Source organism: Adhaeribacter arboris, from assembly GCF_003023845.1.
Classification (GTDB): domain Bacteria; phylum Bacteroidota; class Bacteroidia; order Cytophagales; family Hymenobacteraceae; genus Adhaeribacter; species Adhaeribacter arboris.
Genome location: NZ_PYFT01000001.1, coordinates 6,329,100 through 6,353,620 on the forward strand (window position 1 = coordinate 6,329,100; position 24,521 = coordinate 6,353,620).

Sequence of the window (24,521 nt, forward strand, 5' to 3'; positions counted from 1 at the left end):
GTTTCATTCTTTACTCAATTTGAATCTGTCGAATTCAACCTGGTAATTGTCATAATCTCACCTGGGCCGCATTTACTTTAAGACGATGACTTTTTTACAAAAAGCAATTTTGAACCTTTCAACCTTCTAACTTTTCAACTTTCCAACTTATAACTCATTTCACATTCACAAACAGGTTATCAGCCCAGTTTAAGCGGTCGGAAGGGGAGAAGGCCCAGGGAGCACCGTTATTTTCAATGTTGGTGAACATTCCATTCAGAGCGGTGGGAGCTGCCGATTCTTCGAGCACTAAAAACCGCCGCATTTCCATGATAGAAGATAATTGGTCGATATTTACCGGACAAGCCTCAACGCAAGCATTACAGGTAGTGCAAGCCCAGAGTTCTTCGGGAGTTACGTAGCCGCGCAACAAAGTTTTTTCTTCGGTCACTTTTACGCGCTGTTTGACTTGTTCTTGATAATGATTGGGCCGGAATATTGCCGGATGCTCGCCTTTTTCCTCCATCCGGTCGCGGGTATCCATTACAATTTTGCGCGGCGAAAGCAATTTGCCGGTTATATTAGCCGGACATACATCTGTGCACCGGCCACATTCGGTACAGGTATAGGCATCCATTAGTTGTTTCCAGGATAAATCTTCTACGTCTTTCGCGCCGAATTTCTGCGGCTCTGTACCTTCAGGTAAAGGGGGCACTTGATAGCTGGGATCCAGCAGGGCTTTAATTTCGTGGGTAATACTTTGGTTAGTGGTAAATTTACCTTTGGGCTCCAACTTCGAATAATACACATTCGGGAAGGCCATTATAATATGGAAGTGCTTGGAACTGGGTAGGTAATTTAAAAAAGCAAAAATTCCTAGAATGTGTAACCACCAACCGGAACTGCGCAGTGCTTCAAGAGATGACACGTTCGTAGTGCTTAAACTATTTACCAATAAACCACTAATAGGAAAACTGCCGGCTAGCTCTCTACCATCTAGCACATGTAATTTTATATCCGCCGTGTTAAAGGAAAATAAAGCCAGCATTAATATTATTTCCGTGAGCAAAATAATATTGGCGTCCAGACGGGGCCAAGCTCGCATTTCGGGTCCGCGAGTTAGTCGGGGTACTTTAGTTACATTCCGGCGAATCAAGAAAATGATGCAGGCAATAATTACCAGAAAAGCGAGCAGCTCGTTAATGGCCATTAACCCCGTATATATTGGTCCTAAAAAGCTTAATGCCCGATGGGTGCCAAATATTCCATCAATAATAATCTCCAGTACTTCAATATTAATAACTACGAACCCAACGTATACAATTCCGTGTAAAATTGCTGGCCAAGGACGTTTGAACATTTTTTGCTGCCCAAAAGCCACTAACAATAGTTTATTTAAGCGCTCCGAAGCGTCATCAGAGATTTCTTTCTCCCGGCCTAGATTAATGTTCCGGCGAATTTTCTGAATTTGCCACACAAATAATCCAACAGCTAATACCGTAATTATTAGAAAAAGCAGGTTGCTAATCATAAGTACATAAATTTGTTATGCATAACGAGTACGTAAATTACTAAACTAATATTATATAATCCAGTTAAAATTATTTTCCGAATTCTGTTTGCATCGTAAACGCAAAGTATTACTTTTGCATCACTTTTAAACAAAAAGGTGCTGGTGATGTAGCTCAGTCGGTAGAGCAAAGGACTGAAAATCCTTGTGTCGTTGGTTCGATTCCAATCATCACCACATTAATATTCAAGCAGTTATGGCCTAAAAACCGTAACTGCTTTTTTGTTGGTACAACATAAGTACAACATTCTCCCTTCTACCTATAATTTTTATTTATCCGTTCAACACAAGCGGTTTGTATTTTTATTTGGATTAACCCTTTGCTAATAGATCAATTATTCTTTTTAGGCCTCTTTATCAAATCTACTATAACAGGCTTTAGGACAATAATTTAGTTAAATGGGTTATATAACCACTTTGTGTTATATGCGTTTAGATGGGATATCTTTAAACTGGTATCTTGGTACAAGTTATACATAAACCCTCTTTTTCTAAATTATGCAGGTCATTTGTCTTGAAGAAGCCGCTTTTTATGAGTTAGTCGAACAAGTAGTTGCTCGATTAAAAGAAAAGCACGGCGAAGAAAGAGAAAAATGGATTTCTGATGAGCAAGCCATGCAGCTCTTGAATATCAAATCAAAAACGACTTTGCAAAAATTGCGGGACGAAGGAAAAATTCGCTACTCCCAGCCACAGAAGAAAATTATTCTATATGACCGGGATTCTATTGACGCTTATCTAGAGAAAAACGCCCGAAATACCTTTTAATATATGGAAGAAGTTCAAAAACCGGAGCCGGATTATCAAAAAGGCTTCAATGAAGGTTATACCATTGCTAAGCACCTCCCTGAACTTGCTGAGAAACTAGCCAAGGCAACGGCAGAAAATTTACGCGGTAACGGTTTTCAGGAAGGTCGGAACCAATTTCTATCTGAAAAGGCAAAGGAACGTTATCCCTCCTGGCTGACCGGAGATCGGACTAGCAAGGGGGAGAATGAGCCAACTAAAACGATGGATAAAGATAAGGATATTGAACCGGAACGGTGAATCTTTTTTCTTTCACCAGTCCTTTATTGTTTTTCTTGTAATAAGGGAGTAAATCGTTTAATTTCATGCAGAGGGCAATAGAGTGTCCTTGGATAAGCTGCCAATAAATTTGCAATGCAATTGCATTTTATTTTTCGTAGGTTTGCATAGATGAAATGGTTTGCTTTCATATTAAGTATCTACATGGTTGTATTACCATGTGTTCCCTGTGCTGATGCAGCACCGAGAATGGATACGCTTGAGCAAACTATTATAGGAATGGACTCAAGCTGTCCTGATGAAACTCCTGCTGGCGATCTATGTTCACCTCTTTGCATGTGTAGTTGTTGCGCCGGGTTTGCCTTGCAAAACGTTACACACAAAATAACCTTATCCAGCTTTCCTATACCTGTCCTACTGCCTGATTACCAAGCAGCATTTTCGCCGCATCCCTATTTTGCTATTTGGCAGCCTCCTAAAGTTTAAGTTCAACATATTTTAGCCTGCTTTGTAAGCTTCTCGACGAAGCATTACAGCTACGCCTGCGCGTTCTAACCAGATCGTAAGTTATTAGCGATTAAGGTTTAGGCAGGTAAGGTAATTCAAATGTTTGACTTAAAGAGTTTAAGATGCTTGATCGCATTATTCATTTTTCCATTCATAATAAGCTTATTATTGGCTTATTCACGCTTGCCCTTATCTTGTGGGGAAGCTATTCGGTGACGCAACTGACCATAGATGCAGTGCCGGATATTACCAATAACCAGGTACAGGTTATTACGCAAAGCCCTTCCCTCGCTGCTCAAGAGGTAGAGCGCCTTATTTCTTTTCCGGTAGAAGTGACTATGGCTACCATTCCGGATATCGAAGAAATCCGATCCTTCTCCCGTTTTGGGCTTTCCGTCGTTACCATCGTCTTCAAAGACAAAGTTGATATTTATTGGGCGCGGCAACAAGTTTCCGAACGGCTGAGGGAAGCCGAGAACCAAATTCCAGCGGGTGTTGGCTCACCGGAATTAGCCCCGGTTTCAACCGGCTTGGGAGAAATATACCAGTATGTTCTTCATACCAAAAAAGGCTATTCAAAAAAATATTCAGATACAGATTTGCGAACGATCCAAGATTGGATTGTACGTCAGCAATTACTTGGTACACCCGGCGTAGCAGATGTAAGCAGTTTTGGCGGTCACGTGAAGCAATATGAAATTGCTATCGACCCGGAAAGACTCCGCAGCATCAATATCAGTATCAGTGACATTTTTACCGCCTTAGAAAAAAACAATCAGAATACAGGCGGCGCTTATATTGATAGAAAGCCGAACGCCTATTTTATCCGCAGTGAGGGCTTGGCTAGCAGCATTGATGATATCCAAAAGATTGTCGTTAAATCCAATGAAAACGGTGTGCCAGTACTCATTAGAGATGTGGCTACAGTTCAGTTTGGCAGCGCTGTCCGCTACGGTGCCATGACTCGGAACGCCGAAGGTGAAGTGGTCGGTGGCCTGGTGTTAATGCTCAAAGGAGCGAATGCTTCCCAAGTGATAAAAGCAGTCAAGGAAAAGGTTGCAACGATAGAAAAGACTTTGCCGGAAGGCGTCGTTATTGAACCATTTCTCGACCGTTCTAAACTGGTAAATAATGCTATTGGCACGGTTACGCGTAACTTGGCGGAAGGTGCCCTTATTGTCATTTTCGTATTGGTCTTACTCTTAGGTAACCTAAGAGCGGGCTTAATCGTGGCCTCAGTCATTCCCCTATCCATGCTTTTTGCCATTTCACTCATGAATGTTTTCGGGGTGTCAGGCAACTTGATGAGTTTGGGGGCAATTGATTTTGGTTTAATTGTCGACGGAGCGGTAATTATTGTAGAAGCGACGTTGCATCATTTAGGTGCCCGAACCCTTCTCAGACCATTAACCCAAGGGGAAATGGATGAAGAAGTCTACCAGTCAGCCTCTAAAATACGCAATTCCGCAGCCTTTGGGGAAATCATTATCCTCATTGTCTATTTACCCATTTTAGCCTTGGTTGGAATAGAAGGTAAGATGTTTCGGCCAATGGCGCAAACAGTTGCTTTTGCGATTGTAGGAGCTTTTATTCTTTCGCTAACCTATGTCCCTATGGTTTCCGCACTCTTTCTAAGCAAGAAAAAAGAGTATCGTAAAACAATAGCGGATCGGATTATGGGTTTCTTTCATCGTTTGTATGCCCCCTTAATTGTGCTGGCTTTACGGCACAAATCGATTGTTTTAATTACGGCACTTCTTTTCTTTTTAGGCAGCTTGTTTTTATTCCTGCGCATGGGCGGGGAGTTTATCCCCTCCTTATCAGAAGGTGATTTTGCCGTGGAAACGAGAGTATTGAGCGGTAGCTCCATTTCACAAACCATTGAAGCTTCTACGCAAGCAGCGGATATTCTTTTAAAGAAATTTCCAGACGAAGTAAAAGAAGTCGTCGGGAAAATCGGTTCCGGCGAGATTCCAACTGATCCCATGCCGGTGGAAGCCATAGACTTAATGATTATCCTTAAGGACAAAGAAAATTGGGTGAAGGCGGATAACTCAGAGGATTTAGCAAATGAAATGGCTGAAGCATTGGAGGCAATACCAGGGGTTACCTTCGGTTTCCAACAACCAATACAGATGCGGTTTAATGAATTAATGAGTGGTGCCCGCCAAGATGTGGTCATTAAAGTATATGGCGAAGATCTAGGGGTGTTAAGTGAACAAGCCGGAAAAGTAGGCAGGATTGTCAAAACGGTAAAGGGTGCTCAGGATCTATATGTCGAGCAAATTACCGGCTTACCTCAGATCGTGATTACGTTTGATAGGGACAAAATTGCACAATTTGGCCTCAATATCGAAGACGTCAACCAAGCCATTCAAACCGGCTTTGCCGGGCAGTCCGCTGGGGTTATATACGAAGGAGAAAAACGTTTTGAGATGGTAGTAAGGTTAGCGTCTTCTAACCGTCAAAGCCTGGAAGATGTGCAAGGTTTATACGTCACTACACCGCACGGAGATCAGGTGCCTTTAGAACAAGTCGCCCAAATAGGCTTTAAAACGGGCGCAAGCCAAATTCAGCGAGACGATGCCAAGCGCCGCATTACCATTGGTTTCAACGTCAGGGGACGTGATATTGAAAGCATTGTGGAAGAGTTACAAGCAAAAATAAATACACAACTAAAATTTCCACCCGGCTACTATGTGACCTATGGCGGTCAATTTGAGAATTTAGAAAAAGCCAAAATGCGCCTGACAGTTGCCGTGCCGGTAGCCTTACTCTTAATATTCTTATTACTCTTTTTTACTTTCCGATCCATTGCCCAAAGTCTATTGATTTTCACGGCAATACCACTTTCGGCTATTGGCGGCGTGGTGGCGTTATGGATGCGGGACATGCCCTTTAGCATCTCTGCTGGTGTAGGCTTCATTGCCTTATTCGGCGTGGCCGTCTTAAACGGCATTGTACTTATTAGTTACTTCAATCAGCTAAAAGCGGAAGGTATCGCCGATATAACGGAACGGGTCTTGAAAGGCACTGAAGTGCGCTTACGACCGGTTATCATGACCGCTCTGGTAGCTTCATTAGGTTTTCTACCAATGGCCTTGTCTAATACGGCGGGAGCCGAAGTTCAAAAACCATTGGCTACCGTGGTTATTGGTGGCTTGGTATCAGCTACTTTGCTCACCTTAGTAGTACTTCCTATCCTTTATATCTTACTGGAGCAATTTATGGAGAAACAAACCGGGGTGAAACAGCGCGTTGTTGTCCCATTAGGCAAGGCGTTTATTTTAGTATTGCTTGCCGGAATCGGAATATTTCTGCCGGGACTAGCCCATGCACAAGAACCGCAGCCTTTGACATTACCGCAAGCTATTGATCTGGCTTTGTCCAAAAATATAAGCCTTGAAGCGGCAAATTTTCAAGTCTCCGCTAATAAAACCTTGCAAGGAGCGGCGGTTGATATTGGGAAAACGAATATCGAGACTGTTTATGGTCAGATAAACTCTGTAAATAAGGATAATAATTTCACGGTAACGCAATCCTTCGCCTTCCCTACCGTTTATACCAACCAATCGCGTTTGGCAAAAGCTAATATTAGAGGCAGTGAGTTAAACCGATCTATTTTGCAGCGTGAGATCGTGCAAGAGGTAAAAAACGTTTACCAAAGCTTAATTTATCTAGAAGCGAAATTACAACTCTTAGAGCATCAAGATAGCCTTTATAGTAATTTTGCCAAGGCTAGCAATAGCCGGCTGCGTACTGGCGAAACGAATTTGCTTGAAAATGCGACCGCTCAAGCGCAACAAGTTGAAGTAAAGAATTCTATTGAGCAGACACAGGCTGAACAAGAGCTGTATAAAACCCAGTTGCAGACTTTAATAGGCAGCCAGGCTCCAGTTAGTATTGTTCCCACCCCTTTTGCTCGCCTGCCCGTTACCGTGCCCGATACCGCTATTCTCCCTGAGAGGCCACAACTTGCCATTTATGAGCAGCAAAAGGAAACAGCTAAAATACAAACTAAGTTAGAACGCGCCCGAACACTGCCGGATTTTACTATCGGCTATTTCAATCAATCCATAATCGGACTGCAAAATGTAAACGGCGTAGATCGCAATTTTACGGGGGATGATCGATTTAACGGTGTTCAGGTAGGTATTTCCGTTCCGCTATGGTATGGCGCCCATTCTGCCCGTATCAAAGCTGCCCAATATCAAGAAAAGTTAGCTGACGCTACTTATCGCTTTCAACAAACGCAGCAAACAACGCAGCTTAAATTAGCCATACAACGATTGCGAAAGCAGGAAACGAATCTCGATTACTATGAGAAAACCGGTTTGCCGCTCGCCGATTTGATTATTAAACATGCAGAAAAAGGTTTTCAAAATGGTGTGATCGACTATCTGGAATATGTGCAAAGCCTTAATCGGGCTTTGACTATCAAAGCCAATCATTTAGAAGCCTTGCACCAGTTCAATACTGCGGCCATTGCCTTGGAGTTCATCTCAGGTCAGTAAGCAAACCCTCTTATTTAAGAAGTTAAGAAAATGAAATCTAAAATATATATCATTCTTTTGAGTCTATTCTTGATCTCTTCCTGTAACGATAAAGTTACCGAGGAGAAGCAACAAGAAACTGCGGGTGTTGAACACACTGCAAAAGAAACGGCACATGAAGAAGCCGGACATGAAGAAAGCGAAACTATTGTTGCGCTTACTCCCGAACAATTCCTTATTGGAAAAATTGAATTAGGAAAGATAACGCCTAAAAATTTAAGTAACATTATCGCAGTAAATGGCCTATTAGATGTTCCCCCGCAAAACCTGGTATCGGTAAGTGCGCCTTTGGGCGGTTTTGTACAAGGTACTAATCTTCTCCAAGGGATGCGGGTTAAAAAAGGCCAGTTAATTGCAAGGATTGAAAATCCAGAATTCATCACTATTCAACAAGATTATCTGGAAAGCCGAAGTCAACTGGAGTATCTAACCCTAGAATACCAGCGCCAAAAGGAACTGGCCGCAGAGCAAGTTAGTCCTCTTAAGAATTTTCAACAAATAACGGCGCAGTATAAAGCCATGCAAAGCCGGGTGAACGGCCTCAAGCAGCAATTAGCGCACATTGGGATTTCTTCTAATCAGGTACAACCTGGTAATATCACCCGTACTCTGCCTATATTTTCTCCCATCAATGGTTATGTAACCGTGGTAAATACCAATCGGGGAAGCTATGTAACGCCTACCGATGTAATGTTTAAAATAGTCGATACCGAACACCTGCACGTCGAATTAACGGTATTCGAAAAAGATATTACCAAGTTAAAGGTAGGTCAGAAAATCCGCTTTACCCTGCCCAATGAATCAGGCGCGGAGCGAACGGCTACATTACACCTAATAGGCCGGGAAATCAGCCCGGAACGGACTGTCCGCGTACATGCCCATTTGGATAAGGAAGAAACGCAATTGATCCCCGGTATGTACGTGAAAGCTTTTATTGAATTGAATAACAATACTGTCCCTGCATTGCCGCAAGAGGCGGTGGTGCAGTCAGAAGGCAAGGATTATGTTTTTGTGTTTAAGGGGACGCGTGAAGAAGCAAGTAAGGAAATCCGTGATTTTGAAATGGTGGAAATCCGCAAAGGCGTTACAGAAAGCGGATTTACAGAGATTATAGAGCCGGTCGATACAAACAATCTAATCGCGGTAAAAGGGGCTTATTCTTTATTAGCCAAAATCAAAAATACGGAAGAAGAAGGTGAAGGCCACGGACATTAATTTCGACAATTATGTTACAAGATTTAGATAAAACATTGCAAAGAAAAGGAATCCGTCCAACGGCAATGCGCTTACTAGTGTTAGATTACCTATTGCAGCAAACGGCGGCAGTTTCTTTAAACAACCTGGAAACTTATTTCTTGCGTTCCGACCGGGTTACTCTTTACCGCACGCTAAAAACTTTTGAGGAAAAAGGATTAGTGCATCGCATTGAGGATGGCAGCGGATCGGTAAAATATGCCCTTTGTCCGGAAGACTGTTCGACGCAAGAGCATCACGACCTACATGTGCATTTTTATTGTACCCAATGTCGGGAGACATTTTGCTTACCTAGATCGCATATCCCGGAAATTTCCTTACCGGAGAAATTTCAAACGCAAGAAATAAGCTTAATTGTCAAAGGGGTTTGTGCAACATGTCGCCCTTAACATTGCAATGCAGTTGCAGGAGGTTCTCCAATATCTTTGTCCTGTTATAGAATGATAAGCCATGAAATTTAATTGGACTATGCCAAAATCCCTCCAACCATTTTATCAAAAGGAGATAGAAGACTACAAAAGTTGCTTTATCGCAGGATGCACTTTAGAAGCCTGGCGGCATTTAGAACGCGCTCATATTATAGGTCAACCTTATTCGATTGAGCATACAGCGATACACGCAAAAATGTTAGCATTCGGGATTGCCAATCGTAATATAAAAGAGATTTTGGGACAAATACCCCGATTATTAGTCGGTGGAATAAAATCATGGGCAGGCACGATTCCAGTTGGTAATACAGGCCGAGCAAATGTTCCCGCATGGAGACCAATGCCGATTCCGAAAGACTTGCAGGCAATTATCCGGCAGGCACATGCAAAATTATAAATGGAGGAAAAAAGAATGAACGAAAATATAAATCCTAGCGCACCATTAAAGCCAATGGAGATTACCTCACCCCGCACAGCGGAACATCCAAGCCCCACAAAAACGAATGAAGATGGCTGTTGCGACGTCAAACCGGCGACGCCTGCTGCAAGGGCGGGACAGAACGAAGAAAATGAAAAAACGTCCTATCTGCCTACAATCATAAGTCTGGTTATTTTAGTAGCCGGAATCTTATTAGATTATTTTAAGGTAGATTGGTTTAACGGGTATGTCCGGTTGGCTGCCTATAGTATTGCCTACTTCCTGGTAGGGGGCAAAGTATTACTGCATGCCGCTAAAAATATCGCCAACGGCAGCGTCTTTAACGAGTTCCTGTTAATGGGCATTGCCACCCTCGGCGCTTTTTACATTGGAGAATATGCCGAAGGGGTAACTGTGATGCTGTTCTATGTCATTGGAGAACATTTCCAGGAATTAGCGGTAATGCGTTCCCGCAGATCAATTAAAGCTTTAATTGATAATCGGCCAGAAATCATTGATCTGGTGCGAAATGGTCAGATAACCTCTATTAGCCCGCAGCACGTTAAAATCGGCGATATAATCCAAGTAAAGCCTGGTGAAAAAGTCGCTTTAGATGGCGATCTTTTAGTAGAACGGTCTTCTTTTAACACTGCTGCTCTAACAGGCGAATCCAAACCAGATACTAAATTAAAGGGCGAAAAAGTGTTGGCAGGCATGATTAACCTAGATCAGGTCATTCAATTGAAGGTGACTTCGGCCTACGAGGACAGTGCGCTATCAAAAATCTTACAATTGGTAGAACAAGCCAGTAGCCGAAAAGCGAAGACTCAGCAATTTATTACTCGTTTCGCCAAAATCTATACGCCAGTGGTTGTTTTCTTAGCGATAGCCTTGACTATTGCGCCTTATTTTTTGGTAGATAATTACGTTTTCAACGAATGGCTTTACCGTGCTTTGATATTTTTAGTCATTTCTTGTCCGTGTGCGTTGGTTATTTCCATTCCTTTAGGATATTTCGGCGGTATTGGCGCGGCATCCAAGAACGGCATCCTGTTTAAAGGATCTAATTATTTAGATTTAATGACCAAGATAGACACAGTCGTAATGGATAAAACTGGCACATTAACCGAAGGTGTTTTTGAGGTTCAAGAAATTAAAGTGACTGGATTGGAGCAAACGGAATTTCTCGCGCTAACAGCGGCTTTAGAGAGTAAGTCCACGCATCCAATTGCCCTGGCAGTTGTAGCCTATGCCGGTAACAGCTACAAACAAAAAAATGTTGCCAATGTAGAAGAAGTCTCCGGGCACGGCTTAAAAGGAATGGTCGACGATAAATTGCTGCTCGCTGGAAACGGCAAACTTTTGAAGAAATTTCAAGTTTCCTATCCGGCTGAAATCGACTCGATAGTTGAAACTATCGTGTTGGTTGCAATAAATGGCAATTACGCCGGATATATTACAATTGCCGATAAGATCAAAGAAGACGCAAAGGCGGCTGTGCAACAATTACATCAGCTAGGCATCCAATCCATAGTTATGTTGTCGGGCGATAAAGACTCTATTGTTCAGAAAGTGGCAAAGTCTTTACAAATTGATCAAGCTTTTGGAGGCCTGTTGCCGGAAGACAAAGTCAACAAGGTCGAAGCTTTAAAGCAGAAAGGGAAAACGGTAGCTTTTGTAGGTGATGGCATCAACGATGCTCCCGTGCTCTCGCTAGCAGACGTAGGTTTGGCAATGGGTGGTTTAGGTTCCGATGCCGCCATAGAAACTGCTGACGTCATAATCCAGAATGACCAACCTTCCAAGATCGGCACAGCTATCAAGATCGGTAAAAGTACCAATTGGGTAGTATGGCAAAATATTAGCCTGGCATTCGGCGTAAAGGCAATTGTACTAGCTTTAGGAGCATTTGGTGTGGCCTCCATGTGGGAAGCCGTATTTGCCGATGTAGGGGTAGCTTTTCTCGCTATCTTGAACGCTATCCGAATTCAGCGGATGAAGTTCTAAGCCTGTTAAGTAAGTGCGCCGCCTTTAGCATGCATGGTGTTAAAGGCGGCCTCGTACAGGTAAAAATTCAAGCAGAAATAAAGAAATTCAATCCTTATCAATTTCCTCTTTGCCTTTTTCTAAGTTTGGTGATTTATCAGGAGCAGTATCATTTTTTTCTATTGCCTTTGTGTAGCTCAACGATTCTGAAAAACGATTTGATCCAGGAGAGCTCTTCTTATCTTCGTTGTTTGTTGGTGCATTTGTAGGCTCAGCCACATCTCTATCAGGTTGATTAATCCTAAAATCCCCTTTATGTAGCGTTGCAGCAAAGTTTTGCGCGGTTTCTAAATCTTTTATTTCTCCTCTTGCGGCTTTGATTTCTGCCGCACTCTTACCTTCAAATGGGTTGGAGTACATTTCTGCAAGAGCCTTATCGCGCACTGTATTTGCTGTCTTGGGATCTGCGTTAATTGTCTCTTTTTCAACCTTATCCATAACCTCAGCTCTTACTTGACCTTTCTGCTTTTCTAGATCGTTTATCCTTTGATCACGGCTGCCCATTTGTCTAGATCGCAAAAATCCCGGCGGATTATATTGAGGTGCCGTTCCCCGATCACTTGGTACATTTTTTATTTGTTCATCTATCAGCCGGATCTGCTCTTGCGCCTCGCGCACCATCTTATCTAAATGGGCATATTCAGGTGGAAACAAACTATCTTTTTCGTCGTTATTTGGCATCTCCTTTTTTATTTAATTTTGAATATAATTATGATAATATACGAAACAAAGTTATTGATACCTAGAGGAAGCTCACAAAAGTGGATTGGCGACAAAAAACAATTGATGAAGTATATAACGGTGATGTGGAGCAATTCGAGGAAGCATATGCGTTCGCTTTGGCTGAAGGCCGCCGTTATACTATTAAATGGCAAGATATGGCTGACGCGGCAACTACGCTGCCTGAATATACGGTTAAAGGAAGGGACTTAATTGAGCGCCTCTTAGGCTATCTTCCACATGATTGCATTGTGCTGGGATACGAACCATACTTGCGTGGTCTTATTCAAAGCCACGAGCGAGGCATGCTAAGCGACGAGGCCTTTACCAAACAAGCGGAAGAGCACGTCAAGTTGATACGTAATTTTCAAATGACTGAAAATGCCTGCCTTACTTATGAGCCATACGTTTACGAACAATATAAAACTTATTTGAGTCATTACGAGGCCGATGTAAAAGCTAGGATTTTCTCCTTTCTAAAATATGAACCGAAGTTAGAACATTCGGTTTTGGCGGAAATCTGGATGCGCAAGGTTATGGCTAAAGATACATTTCAGCTACCCTCTTACATAACGCCGGTTGATTTTAAAGTTATCACTGTGATTAAATACCGCGAAGCGTTACTGGAATACGGTAAGGATATTGCCGACGCCTCGCCTCTTTACGGTTTCGAGCCTGCCATTATAAAGTAGTATAGTAATAGGCATTAACCGAATTGTTGCATCCAACCTATATCATTAAATACTTTCTCGATGAATTTTTTCATACTCTTTAAGCCATTTTTCAAGGCTTCTTAAAGTATGACCGGCTTTGATAGATGTACGCCTATAATTCAGCCTTTCGTCGTGGAGGTATTGCAAAATATTTTTATCTACACCTTCAAAATCCTCTGTATAAAATTTTATACCCGGCGGTAAATTTGGAACCCGGTGAATCTTAGGCTGTATGTCCGTTTCGTCATCTGGAATCTTTTGCAATAGTAGGCTTCCGCTAATTATTCTGCCTTCTGTTTCGTAGTTTAAATATTGCCCGATTACTATATCTCCGTTACCCGTACCAATATGTAGTTTGATATTCAGTTGTCTGGTTAAATCCGGTTCGGTGCGGCAATTAATAACAAGTACTTGCTCTGAAGAAGTTAAAAAATCTGTTTTACCGATATAGTTGTAATGCTCAATCCCGCCTGTGTTCGTTAGTGTCACTTTCAGATCAAAACCGGACATATCCGTAAAGGCGAATACGACCTTTACCAGTGCCCATTTGTCTTCTGCTGCATTTGGCAACTCATCGTTACCATAAATGAATTTATCGTAACCATAAAAATACAGCCAAAATCTCTTCCCTAATAGCCGGGGCGTATAGCGTTTAGAGAGTAATTTGGCAGTTTGTTCGAGATAAAATTCAACATCTTCCCGAGGTTTCTCTGCTTTTATTGTAGGACGAGATTGGTTCAGGTGGGTATGGTGAAACAATCGTTCTTTGGAATCTACCGTTTCCAAAAATGCATTTAATTTATCTTTAAGGTCTTCTCCTTGATAATCTAGATAAATAAGGAAAGCGGTTAATTTATCTGGTCTGCTGAAGTTTAACAACGCTTCGCCTGATTTTTTGTAACGCCTCTCCGTTTTATATTTGGCTTTATTCCTTAAATACAGCGGTTCAAAATCCCCGATTAATTCTCTAAAAAGAGATTGACTGTTATTAGGAAAGTTCCAAATGGCTTCTTCTGTATCCGGTAGTTTATTGTTCGATAGTTTGCTAGCCCTTTGTTTGATATCCTTTTCAAATTTAGCTTTTACTTGATCATACAGCTTTAATGCTACAGAAACCAGCAACTCCATAGTTTGTAAAGTTTAGATTATCTTTTTTCCAAATTTCCTGATTTCCAAATTGACGTGGAAATTGTGTAAATCTAATGGAAATCGCTTTAATGGCAATATAATCGTTGTCTATTGCACTCACGATCAGTTGTTTGCTCCTTTGTATCACACAACGCAAATAGCTGTTTTATGAACTCGTTTGATTTAGAGATGCCGATTATAGAGCTTGCTTCGGGAACGAAGCGAAGCTATTGGACGATACGTCATGCCGTAGAAGGAACACAAATCTTCGGTGGCATTGGTTCCGGTAAAACTTCCGGTTCAGGCCGCATGTTAGCCTTGAAATATCTAGCTGCCGGTTTTGGCGGCCTAGTGCTCACTGTAAAGCCGGATGAAAAACAAGCTTGGCAGGAATACTGCCGAATTATCAATCGTGAAAACGATCTGATTATTCTTGAACCAGGCGGTGCTCATAGCTTCAATTTTCTTGAATATGAATCTACTCAAGCGGATGGCAGTGAAGCTATTACCGAAAACATTGTTGAAGTTCTCAAGACTGTTATACGAGCCGGTGAAGAAAAAGGGGAAGGAAAAAGCGACGATGCTTTTTGGGAAACCGCCTTGGACATGCTCATCTTTAATGTTATTGATCTGTGTAAGTTGGCTTATGGCACAGTGTCGGTGCAGCTAATGTTCGACATTGTCCAAACAATACCGAAAAATAAAGAGGGATTAAAAATCAACTCACCGGAGGATGCTAAGCCTTTTCACCAAGCCTTTGAGGAGGCACGGAAGAAAGTGATGTCACAAGTTGATGCTTGGACATTAGATCTTCCTGAGATTGAAAAACTAGATTTCGAGGATGAGGCCGTTTACGAAGCGGCCATGCTAGAAGCGCTCCCGGATGCACGGCTGTTCAAGTTTTTAGATCAGTTCTTTGTAGACAACTTTATATCCTTAAGTGATAAAACACGGTCGATCATTGATTTTACATTTTCGGGTTTCCTGTTCCGATTACTACGTGAGCCGATTTATTCCCTGTTTTGCCGGAACAGCTCCACCGTCACGCCGGAGGATAGTCTGAAAGGTAAGATTATCTTGGTTAATCTACCGGTAAAGCTTTACCACAAGGTAGGACGGGATTGTCAGATCCTCTTCAAATACATCTGGCAAAGGGCGATGGAAAAACGCAACGTGGTTCAGAATTCGCGTCCCATGTTTTTGTGGGCAGATGAAGCGCAGAACTTTTTGCATGAGCATGACGCGGATTATCAAGCTACAGCTAGAAGCAGCCGCATTGCCACTGTCTATATATCGCAGAACTTGCCAAATTACTATGCCAACATGGGCGGCCATAAGGCCGATTACCGGGTAAAAAGCTTTTTGGGCACTTTGGGCACCAAGATTTTTCATGCTAACGCGGATATAGAAACAAACCGTTATGCCTCGGAACTCATTGGAGAGGCTTTCTTTGAAGATCAGTCGGGTACGGTTAACGTAGGGGAGAATTTCTCTCAAAGTAGAACCCAATCGCTTAGGCTAGAAAAATTGGTGCGACCCGAAGAATTTATTCGCCTTAAAACGGGTGGTTCTAAAAACAACTACCGCGTGGAAGGTTATTTCCACCAGCAAGGCGATACCATCCGCAAAGGTCTCAACCATACAAAAATGGCTTTTAACCAAAATTATCAACCTTAATTATTTAAACCATTTGTTTCACTTTAACCTTTTATCACTTATGAAAAAAAATCTGTATTACCGTCAAGTCTTCCGGCGCAGGAACTACATTAAAGAATTGCTGCTGGATTTTTTCCTCTCCGTGGCCTCCATGCCACGCCTTTTGCTGGAAGTGTTTCTCCGGAAAAATATGGGCGAGAGATATTTCTCTCCTTTTGTAGCGAGCTTTGTATTTGTTGTATTCTTTTTCTTCCCTTACGCCATGGGTGGTATGTTTGGCTCGTATGGAGATACGTTACCTGAGATTATAAAAGATAATGTAAGCTGGTACTTATTTTTAGCCGCATATGCCGCTGGCTGTTTTTTTCGTTGGCAGGAAGTTATCCGTCTACCTTCCGTTTTTGACTTTGCCCGCTATAGTCTCTCTGCCGGCAGAATTCATCCGATCTTTTATGCGATACGCATCGGCGGCAAACCCGTTGATAAACGGGGCATTGAAATAATATTGGAACCCGCCCCTTTCTTTTTAATTGGCTTGCTTCTCTTATGGATGGATCAACGGGTCGGTATGTTGCTAATAACATCTAGTATCGTGTACTCTCTAAGTTACATAGCTGCTTACCATAAAGGCGACGACTTTATAATGGATAAGATAGATGAGATGATTTGTAATGAGGAGTTGGTTTCTGCCTTTGTCGATGAGCTTGATGCCAGTCAAACGCGCGGAGTTCATTTTTACGGTCACAAACCTGCCGATCCAGGAACACGGCGGCAGCTTGCCAAGGCCTTTATAGAAGAAGACGATCTAGTAGAAGCCCGCTAGTAATTGTCCTAAGCAGTGCTTAGGGAAGAAGTCTGATGATTTTTCTTTAACCAGCCTATCTGATCCCTTTGCACTGCTTCCTTTTTCCTACCGGTTTATCCCTTATGCACTAACAGTAACGAGAGCACAAACAGCCGCCATTACCTTGTAAACGCCTGTAATATTTCAGCTATGATTCGTATGATTCAAAGCAACTCAGCCGGTCACGCCAAGGCGTATTTTTCTGATGCCCTCTCCCGTTCAGATTACTATCTGGACGATCAGGAACTCCAAGGTAGCATGCATGGCCGATTAGCAGAGCGCTTAAATCTTTCCGGCTCGGCCACTAAGGAATCTTTCTTTGCGCTTTGTGAGAATGTAAACTCAAACACCGGAGAGCCGATTACACCCCGCACCAAGGAAGAGCGCACGATTGGCTACGATATAAATTTTCATTGCCCAAAATCAGTCTCCATTATACACGCCCTTTCCAAGGACGATCATTTATTAAAAGCGTTTGAAGAAAGTGTCCAGGCAACGATGCGCGACATGGAACAGGATAGTAAAACGCGGGTACGGAAAGAAGGCAAGTACGATGATCGGAACACCGGTGAATTAATGTGGGCAGAGTTCGTTCATCAAACCGCTCGGCCTGTCGATGGTTCTGTCCCCGATCCCCATTTACATGCTCATTGTTTTGTTTTCAACGCCACTTGGGATGAGCAGGAAAAGCAAATCAAAGCCGGACAATTTCGCGATATTAAACGCGACATGCCTTATTACCAAGCTCGTTTTCACAAGCAACTTTCCGACCGTTTAATCAAATTAGGCTACCAGGTACGCCGCACTGAAAAATCATTTGAAGTGGAAGGCGTCCCTCAGAAAGCCATTGATCTTTTTTCCAAGCGAACGGATGAAATCGGGCGCATTGCCAAGGAGAAAGGTATTACCGATGCCAAAGAGCTTAGTGAATTAGGCGCCCGTACCCGTGCAAAAAAGCAAAAGGGTAGGAGCATGACCGAGCTAAAAGCCGAATGGCGGCGGCAAATCAAAGAACTAGTTCCGAATGAGCAAGGCGAAGGTGAGCGCATTATCCGTTTTGCCCCGGGAAAAGAGAAAGTTGCGCTTTCTCCTTCTCAATGCGTTGATCATGCTTTATTGCACGGCTTTGAGCGAGCTTCTGTTCTGCCGGATCGCCGTTTACTGGAAACCGCCTATCGTCATAGTTTAGGCAACACCACAATTTCCCTTGAGGCCATTACCGAACGCTTTCACGCAGATGACCGCATTATTCAGGTAAAGGAAAAGTCACGAACATTTTGCACTACCCGCCAAGTTTTATCCGAAGAAAAGGAAATGGTTGATTTAGCCCGGCTAGGACAAGGTAAACTCAAGCCTCTTTATACCAATACGCCTAAACTGCAACTGGACGGTCAGCAAGCCGCTGCTGTTCAGCATGTGCTTACCACCCCCCACCGGGTTTCGATCATCCGCGGTGCTGCCGGTACGGGCAAAACCACCTTGATGAAAGAAGCCGTTGCCCACATGGAGAAGGTCGGGAAGCAAGTAACCGTTGTAGCTCCTACCGCGCAAGCTTCTCGCGGCGTATTACGGGAAGAAGGATTCAGCAAAGCGGAAACCGTTGCCAAGTTACTGACCGACGAAAAGTTACAGCAACAATTAAAGAATCAAGTTCTTTGGGTAGACGAAGCCGGGCTGCTGGGCACGAAAGATATGAAGGCACTGCTCGATTTGGCTACTAAGCAAAATGCCCGGCTCATTTTAGGAGGAGATACCCGGCAACATGCCAGTGTGGTTAGAGGCGACGCCCTGCGCATTTTGAATACAGTTGGCGGGATCAAAACGGCTGAGGTAAGCAAAATTTACCGGCAAAGAAACGAACACTACCGCGCTGCCGTGCAAAATTTATCCAAAGGAGAAGTAAAGGACGCTTTCGAGAAACTCGATAGTATCGGCTCAATCCAAAGCATTGATCCGTTAAAGCCCAATAAAGCCTTAGTGGATGATTACGTGGAAGCAGTTAAAAAAGGCAAATCGGCTTTGGTGGTTTCCCCGACGCATGAGCAAGGCGACCAAGTCACGAAAGACATTCGCCAAAAACTTAAGGCAAGCGGAATAATCGGCAAAAAAGAAATTTCAGCTACCCGCCTTGCCAATATTAACCTGACAGAAGCGCAAAAAAGTGATTGGCGAAATCTTCAAAAAGGTCACGTCGTCCAGTTCAATCAAAACGCGCCTGGCATTAAGCGAGGTAGTATATGGACGGTAGACAACAGCTCAGAAAAAGGCATTACCATTAAAAACCATGAGGGAAAAGTACTCCCCTTGCCTACGCAGAAAAGCAGTGACTATGACCTTTACCGCAAAGATGAAATCGCCTTAGCGAAGGGCGATACGATCCGTATAACCCGCAACGGCTTTGATGAAGAAAAGAAACGGCTGAATAATGGGCAAACGCTAGAAGTGGTATCTGTCCGCAAGAATGGCAGCTTACTCCTTCGTAACAACGCCAGCAAAGGCACTTATGAACTAAAACAAGATTACGGGCATCTGGCGCATGCGCACTGCATTACTTCCCATGCTTCCCAAGGCAAAACCGTTGATGAGGTCTTTATCTCACAACCGGCGGCAACCTTTCCCGCTACCGATGCGAAACAGTTTTATGTCTCTGTCTCGCGTGGGCGGGAACGTGCCCGCATTTATACAGATGACAAAGAGCAATTGCTGGAACATGCCTCGGAGATAGGAGAGCGGCAATCCGCCTTAGAACTTGTCGGCAAGCGGAGCCAAACCAAGGATATAACGCACCAGCGAATAAGAGAAGATATAGATCGAGGTTCTTCGCAAATAGGTAAATCCAGAGACAAAGAACCTTCCTCACTGCAAAAAGACCGGGACTATGAGCCAAGGATTTAAACTTCGCTACGATCAATTGCGGGAGAATGATCCTACCAAAGCGGATGCAGTCTCAACCACAAGTAATAAGGACTATTATGAGTCTACGGGTAATGCGCGTAATTTATGCCTGGTTTGGCCGAATGGTCGGCGGGTATTTATAAGTTATTCCTATTTGGTCTCCGGTGAGTTTAAGCTAGATGATGATAAGAACGTAATTACTCTTAGTTTTTCTTCGCATACGATTACTTTGAAAGGCTTTGGCCTTCAGCCGTTGTTTATGGCACTGCTTGACCATTTGCCACGGATGATTATGGCAGTGGATGCTAGATATGCTTTGAACGATAGTTTGAAAGAAGCGCTAGTGTTGGATATGCTAGTAGAGAAAAAAGCAGATTAAAAAATTTTGGTGAATGAAGTAATAATCTTATCAGCGAAAAAACTGAAATAGTGTAGCAATATAAGGTGCAGCTTTAACTGCTATTCCTCCAGCCTCTTTTGCTACTTCGATAATCCCCTTAACTATTTCTATCCTTTTTTTTGCAGTTTCTTTTACTTCAGGCGTTTTGGCTTGTTCACTTAATTCATTAAGTCGCTTCAGGTTAATGGTAGCTTCATCCTTGTCCAATTCAGGAAGCGGTGAGCTTTTTATCAATTCAAGAAGCTTTGTCGTAGCAGCACTAGCCTCGTTAACGGAAGAGTTATTATAGACAGTACTGGTTGCAGAACTGTTTGATACACCTTGTTGGATGATTGCGCCTTGCCCAACATTCCCAACAGTCATATCATAATGGACACTATAATCGTAAACAATATTTGCAGGAAAATGCGAAGTTGGTTCATGAGGTTTAATAATTGTGTCCTTTATTTCATCTACACCGAATGGGGTTAACCTCACCCAGTCAGAACCAATTTCTAAAAGCTTCTCATCTTTCCAATATTTTAAAATTTCATTTATTTCCTCAAAAGGAAGATCTTTCAACCTATCCGAAAGATTAGTAATAAGAAGTCTGTCAGTTCCATCATTTGGAGCTAAATTATATAACTCCTTTAGAACGCGATACCTTGTATGTTGCACAGATTTGGTCATAATGATAAAGTTTTCTTTGGAGAGTGCTTTTGTTAAAGATTTTAATTGTGGTAATATATGTTGGTTTATTTCTTCGTTCACGATCTTGAAATCCATGTAGTTAAAAGCATAACTTTCTGGAATCGAATGGCTATTTAGGTAATCAGCTTCCTTTATGCTTATTTCATCTCTGATAAATTCCTCGGTTTCATTCTTCCATCTCCTAAAATTTGCGATTGTTTCCCTTAACCCAGCTTTATTATTATCAAAATCCTGCTTGCTCATCTCTTTGCTTAAAAAGCTAAGTCGATCAATCAATTCAATTAACTTGAATGCCAGTTCTCGATGCTTAGCTTTAATTTCTATATTGTTTTGCCCAAATAATTTTCTTAGTTCCTCATTGGACTTTTCTTCTACAGGATTAAATCCCAAAATTTTGTAATTTTCATCAATAAGAAACAAATGAATCCCCATCATTAAGAAAATCCTATGTATTAGAAAGCTCATTCCTACGACCAAAAAGGGGAGAATAAATATCGTAAAAATTCCAACGAAGATCCCAATTATAATCCCTGTCCCACCCGATCCTACCCATGAAATTGTTGCTAAAATCAGAAACCAAGTTAGCATACTTAAACTTACTGAAGCCTCTCTTAGTTTTAGTGATCTATCAAAAGAATTCGACAATGCTCCAAATAAGAATGAAGACCCCAGGTTCGTCCAAAAGAAAAGGCAAACAATAATGAGAAGATTTTGTAAGGAAAATAATGATTTAGAGAGACTGCATGTTAGTACAAATAAATAGACAGCACCATATTTGGTTTCACCTGGCAATCCTGCATAAGATGGAGTAGTAAAAACTTTATTTGTGATTTTTTCAATAATATAAATAATATATAGACTGATAAAAGGTAGGATGAATAGACTTAGTATAATTAAAACATTAGAATCAGAAAAATAGTCACTCTTTGTACCATGCCATATACAAGCTACTATGCAAGCAAAGAAAAGAGGACTTCTAATCAAGTAACCTATATCTTTAATCATTTTTTTGGATTATTTGAAAGGCGTTATAAAATTATAATTTTGCGCTTATTCAACAAATGCTCCGATGTTAATAGTGTTATTTAATGAACAACTTATCTCAAAATTCTCAGTGGCATATGTGGGATTATAGAGTCATTAGAATACTTAATATGATAATCAATTTTACAACAAGTAATAACCCAACCAAAATTGGGCTATTACTTTTCCTTTAGATTTAGAGAGACTGCAATCCTTTCAAATAACTTACTGCCTTCGATGCTTCGCTGGCAGCTGTAATAATGCAATGTTTGTTGTCTTTTAATGCTTTCAACCAGCTGGCGATATAGTTGGCGTGATCGCCTTTCTCAACCGTTGCAATGTCGTATTCAGTGCAGAGAATTGCAGCTCCAAGCTCGGCAGTTAATTCTTCGGTAGCATAGTCCTGATCGCCGAACTTTTTGCCTTTAGTACGATCAAGTCGTTTTGGTGCTCCTGACCAATGAACCAATTCGTGCAATAGGGTGGAATAATAGCCTTCGGTGGCAGTACAGGCTTTCGTATCGATAAAAGCTTCAGTGACAGGCATATATATTTTATCTTCTTTAGGGTTAAAACAAGCTCCTTTTGACCCATGCTCGATGATGGCTTGAGTGTTGCTGATAAAGTTGTCCACAGTCTGGATTCTTTCAACAAGCGATTGCCTAGGTAATTGCTCACTATTTGTTTCCGGCGGTTGATAGCTGTTTAACTGGCATCGGTTGAAGACGTAGGAAGTTTTCAAGAAAGGTATTTTGCGGATTTCGTCGTCCTCTTCTTTTTCTAGGACATCGTAATAGACGACCATTGACCCCTTTTCGCCTTTACGGATCATTTCCTTTTTGTCTGCCCACTGCTTGAATGTTCCCCATTCGGCAGAAGTAAATTGTTTTTCAATGGCGGAACTCCATAGCAGGATGATGTTGATGCCGCGATAATGGTTTTGGGTGATGCCGTTATAAGGAAGACCGAAGGCTTTAGTTTCTTCTCCTTGCCAGGGTTTGTGCCACGGCACGGTGCCCTTTTCCAATTGCTTGATAATGGTATCCGTTACTTCTTGATGGATATCCCGGCTCTGGGATGTTTGTCCTTTTGCTAGGGCGTTTGTTGTGTGGGACATGGCAGGTTCCTTTCCTGTTTGGGTGATGGTTACAGGGGATAAGACAACCGAAGTTTGAGCGACCAAACCGGCTGTAATTTTGGTTAGGCGAGGAAAGCCCGTCAGGGCTGGAGAAAATTATTGTTGGTGGCGGGAGCGACTTCGGTTAATCACCTGTCCTAAAACCAGAAACCCAATCCAGACAGGAATAGGATCAGCCGTTTCACCAGCTAGTTCTCTTTGGCAAATGCCTCCGAAGCGGATAATTTAAGGTGTTTTGGATTAGCTGGTGCCGAAGCATTAGCTCAAGAAAAGCGAGATCAAGACAAGGAGCTTATCTTTCAATCGCGCTTTATCTACCGAGGTAACTTACTGTCTATCTTGAAAGTCCGAGGACATGCATGTGCCAAGCGTTCACATCTTTGTGCGGCGCGAACGTGGCGTTCATAGGTTTGTGCAAGAGATTCTCTTCAGTACGGGTAAATTCGGTTATTGCTTGCGTGAATTTCTTTCCAGGCGCATCATTATCCATCCAACTATAGAGGATGCGGTAACCATAACCTTTGATATAAGGAAATGCTCTCGGCAAGCAGGAAAGCGAATTCAAAACGATGCTATCGCCATGCAACTGCTCTTGTTTGCAAGAGGCAACAGCCGAAAGATAATCCATGAAGCCTTCAAATAAGTGGATTTCGACAGGTTTTGGAATTGCACCCCTAATAAAGGTTACCGTCTTTGGCGCAACACAGCTTCTCAAGAACGGGTTACGCAACTCGTAGCCGCCGTCCTCATTCGGAAAACCAAGAGCAAACATTTCTTTGCCGTTCTCCAGGCTTTGTACATGGACTTCTTTTAAGTACCTTTTGGCTAGTGGCAATGGTATGCCACGTTTGTCCAAATACCGAACTAGCGCTAAATGGTAGATAGGCTTGGCTGCTTTCAGTAGCCAGCCTTTATCCTCATCAGCAATACAAGCTTTTTGGTTCAACGTAACGGGCGTAAAATTACCAGCAGTGTTACGAAGCCAACGCAGTGCATCGGCTACGGTTGCATCTTCCCCGCATGCCTGCAAATACGCACAAACCAGATCAATGCCATTACCGCCTTTACCTTCACCGAAATCGTACCAGACGTTTCTGGCCTTATGGACATGGAAGCTGGCAGTGCGCTCCTGCCGTAAAGGAGAAAGATACCGAATCTCGCGTTCATTTTGCCGGAATGGGGCAACGCCAATTCTTTCCATGATAAGCGGGATCGGTATTGTTTTAGCCTGCTCAATATTCACCATCATTCTCCTAGCGCTTAAGTTGAGAATTTAAAAAGTCGTCCAGGTCGGTGCGGCGATAGCGAACCGCACGGCCTACTTTGATGGGTTTAAGATCGTAGCGCTTTGTGCAATCCCAAACGGCCAGCGTGCCGGGCGAGACGCTTAGATATTTAGCTGCCGATTTGCGATCAAGCAGCGGTTCGGGTATAGTCTCTTTCACTATTGTCTCCTTAATCAAATTAGGTTGGAGTCGGCTTAAGTATGAGGCGGATACTTACCTTATAGGCTTTAAATCCTATAATAGCCCA

General features: G+C 42.6%; 20 protein-coding genes and 1 tRNA gene. 14 read left to right on the plus strand and 7 right to left on the minus strand.

All coding sequences use genetic code 11. From position 1 onward, the window contains the following. Window positions 1-154: 154 nt before the first annotated feature. Window positions 155-1,510, minus strand: a complete 1,356-nt coding sequence (locus AHMF7605_RS25610) for a (Fe-S)-binding protein (RefSeq protein ID WP_106932799.1) — start codon at window positions 1,508-1,510, stop codon at window positions 155-157. Between the two features lie 143 nt (window positions 1,511-1,653). Between AHMF7605_RS25610 and AHMF7605_RS25615 the strand changes: the two genes are divergently transcribed. The 9 genes from AHMF7605_RS25615 (at window position 1,654) to AHMF7605_RS25650 (ending at window position 11,742) form a co-directional block, all read left to right on the plus strand. After that, window positions 1,654-1,726 (plus strand) — tRNA-Phe (locus AHMF7605_RS25615). A gap of 321 nt (window positions 1,727-2,047) precedes the next feature. Then, complete coding sequence (locus AHMF7605_RS25620) at window positions 2,048-2,317, plus strand: helix-turn-helix domain-containing protein (protein WP_106932800.1); 270 nt, start codon at window positions 2,048-2,050, stop codon at window positions 2,315-2,317. A gap of 3 nt (window positions 2,318-2,320) precedes the next feature. Continuing rightward, on the plus strand, window positions 2,321-2,596 hold the full coding sequence (locus AHMF7605_RS25625; RefSeq protein ID WP_106932801.1) for a hypothetical protein: 276 nt from the start codon (window positions 2,321-2,323) through the stop codon (window positions 2,594-2,596). A gap of 150 nt (window positions 2,597-2,746) precedes the next feature. Further along, window positions 2,747-3,061, plus strand: coding sequence for a DUF6660 family protein (locus AHMF7605_RS31225; RefSeq protein WP_394336222.1), 315 nt, complete (start codon window positions 2,747-2,749; stop codon window positions 3,059-3,061). Between the two features lie 143 nt (window positions 3,062-3,204). Continuing rightward, window positions 3,205-7,596 carry a CusA/CzcA family heavy metal efflux RND transporter gene (locus AHMF7605_RS25630; protein WP_106932802.1) on the plus strand — a complete coding sequence of 1,464 codons (4,392 nt, stop codon included), beginning with the start codon at window positions 3,205-3,207 and terminating at the stop codon, window positions 7,594-7,596. 30 nt (window positions 7,597-7,626) lie between these two features. Beyond that, window positions 7,627-8,850, plus strand: coding sequence for an efflux RND transporter periplasmic adaptor subunit (locus AHMF7605_RS25635; RefSeq protein ID WP_106932803.1), 1,224 nt, complete (start codon window positions 7,627-7,629; stop codon window positions 8,848-8,850). 11 nt (window positions 8,851-8,861) lie between these two features. Further along, a complete protein-coding gene (locus AHMF7605_RS25640) occupies window positions 8,862-9,278 on the plus strand; it encodes a Fur family transcriptional regulator (protein ID WP_106932804.1) in 417 nt (138 codons plus the stop codon). Between the two features lie 79 nt (window positions 9,279-9,357). Beyond that, a complete protein-coding gene (locus AHMF7605_RS25645) occupies window positions 9,358-9,714 on the plus strand; it encodes a DUF3703 domain-containing protein (protein WP_233219253.1) in 357 nt (118 codons plus the stop codon). Continuing rightward, the gene (locus AHMF7605_RS25650; protein WP_233219254.1) at window positions 9,715-11,742 is read left to right on the plus strand and encodes a heavy metal translocating P-type ATPase; all 2,028 of its coding nucleotides are present in this window, start codon (window positions 9,715-9,717) and stop codon (window positions 11,740-11,742) included. An 87-nt stretch (window positions 11,743-11,829) separates the two neighbouring features. On the opposite strand, the gene AHMF7605_RS25655 is transcribed toward AHMF7605_RS25650, so the two are convergent. After that, window positions 11,830-12,462, minus strand: a complete 633-nt coding sequence (locus AHMF7605_RS25655) for a hypothetical protein (RefSeq protein ID WP_106932806.1) — start codon at window positions 12,460-12,462, stop codon at window positions 11,830-11,832. A gap of 80 nt (window positions 12,463-12,542) precedes the next feature. Here AHMF7605_RS25655 and AHMF7605_RS25660 point away from each other — a divergent pair, with 80 nt between their 5' ends. Next, a complete protein-coding gene (locus AHMF7605_RS25660) occupies window positions 12,543-13,193 on the plus strand; it encodes a hypothetical protein (protein ID WP_106932807.1) in 651 nt (216 codons plus the stop codon). A 45-nt stretch (window positions 13,194-13,238) separates the two neighbouring features. Here the strand turns inward: AHMF7605_RS25660 and AHMF7605_RS25665 are convergent, their stop codons facing one another. Then, a complete protein-coding gene (locus AHMF7605_RS25665; protein WP_106932808.1) occupies window positions 13,239-14,342 on the minus strand; it encodes a hypothetical protein in 1,104 nt (367 codons plus the stop codon). A 168-nt stretch (window positions 14,343-14,510) separates the two neighbouring features. On the opposite strand from AHMF7605_RS25665, the gene AHMF7605_RS25670 reads away from it, so the two are divergent. The 4 genes from AHMF7605_RS25670 (at window position 14,511) to AHMF7605_RS25685 (ending at window position 20,116) form a co-directional block, all read left to right on the plus strand. After that, complete coding sequence (locus AHMF7605_RS25670; RefSeq protein ID WP_106932809.1) at window positions 14,511-16,019, plus strand: type IV secretory system conjugative DNA transfer family protein; 1,509 nt, start codon at window positions 14,511-14,513, stop codon at window positions 16,017-16,019. 40 nt (window positions 16,020-16,059) lie between these two features. After that, window positions 16,060-16,821, plus strand: a complete 762-nt coding sequence (locus tag AHMF7605_RS25675) for a hypothetical protein (RefSeq protein ID WP_106931967.1) — start codon at window positions 16,060-16,062, stop codon at window positions 16,819-16,821. Between the two features lie 171 nt (window positions 16,822-16,992). Beyond that, window positions 16,993-19,737, plus strand: a complete 2,745-nt coding sequence (mobF, locus tag AHMF7605_RS25680; protein ID WP_233219255.1) for a MobF family relaxase — start codon at window positions 16,993-16,995, stop codon at window positions 19,735-19,737. Beyond that, on the plus strand, window positions 19,721-20,116 hold the full coding sequence (locus AHMF7605_RS25685; RefSeq protein WP_106932811.1) for a hypothetical protein: 396 nt from the start codon (window positions 19,721-19,723) through the stop codon (window positions 20,114-20,116). The genes mobF and AHMF7605_RS25685 overlap by 17 nt, the downstream gene beginning before the upstream one ends. 30 nt (window positions 20,117-20,146) lie before the next feature. Here AHMF7605_RS25685 and AHMF7605_RS25690 read toward each other — a convergent pair whose 3' ends face one another. The 4 genes from AHMF7605_RS25690 to AHMF7605_RS25705 all read right to left on the minus strand — a co-directional run bounded on the left by AHMF7605_RS25690 (window position 20,147) and on the right by AHMF7605_RS25705 (window position 24,433). After that, complete coding sequence (locus AHMF7605_RS25690) at window positions 20,147-21,832, minus strand: hypothetical protein (protein ID WP_106932812.1); 1,686 nt, start codon at window positions 21,830-21,832, stop codon at window positions 20,147-20,149. Window positions 21,833-22,046: 214 nt separating this feature from the next. Continuing rightward, window positions 22,047-23,033 carry an ArdC family protein gene (locus tag AHMF7605_RS25695; RefSeq protein WP_199200309.1) on the minus strand — a complete coding sequence of 329 codons (987 nt, stop codon included), beginning with the start codon at window positions 23,031-23,033 and terminating at the stop codon, window positions 22,047-22,049. A gap of 289 nt (window positions 23,034-23,322) precedes the next feature. Beyond that, complete coding sequence (locus AHMF7605_RS25700) at window positions 23,323-24,237, minus strand: toprim domain-containing protein (RefSeq protein ID WP_233219256.1); 915 nt, start codon at window positions 24,235-24,237, stop codon at window positions 23,323-23,325. A gap of 4 nt (window positions 24,238-24,241) precedes the next feature. Beyond that, window positions 24,242-24,433 carry a helix-turn-helix domain-containing protein gene (locus tag AHMF7605_RS25705; RefSeq protein WP_106932813.1) on the minus strand — a complete coding sequence of 64 codons (192 nt, stop codon included), beginning with the start codon at window positions 24,431-24,433 and terminating at the stop codon, window positions 24,242-24,244. Between the last annotated feature and the right edge of the window lie 88 nt (window positions 24,434-24,521).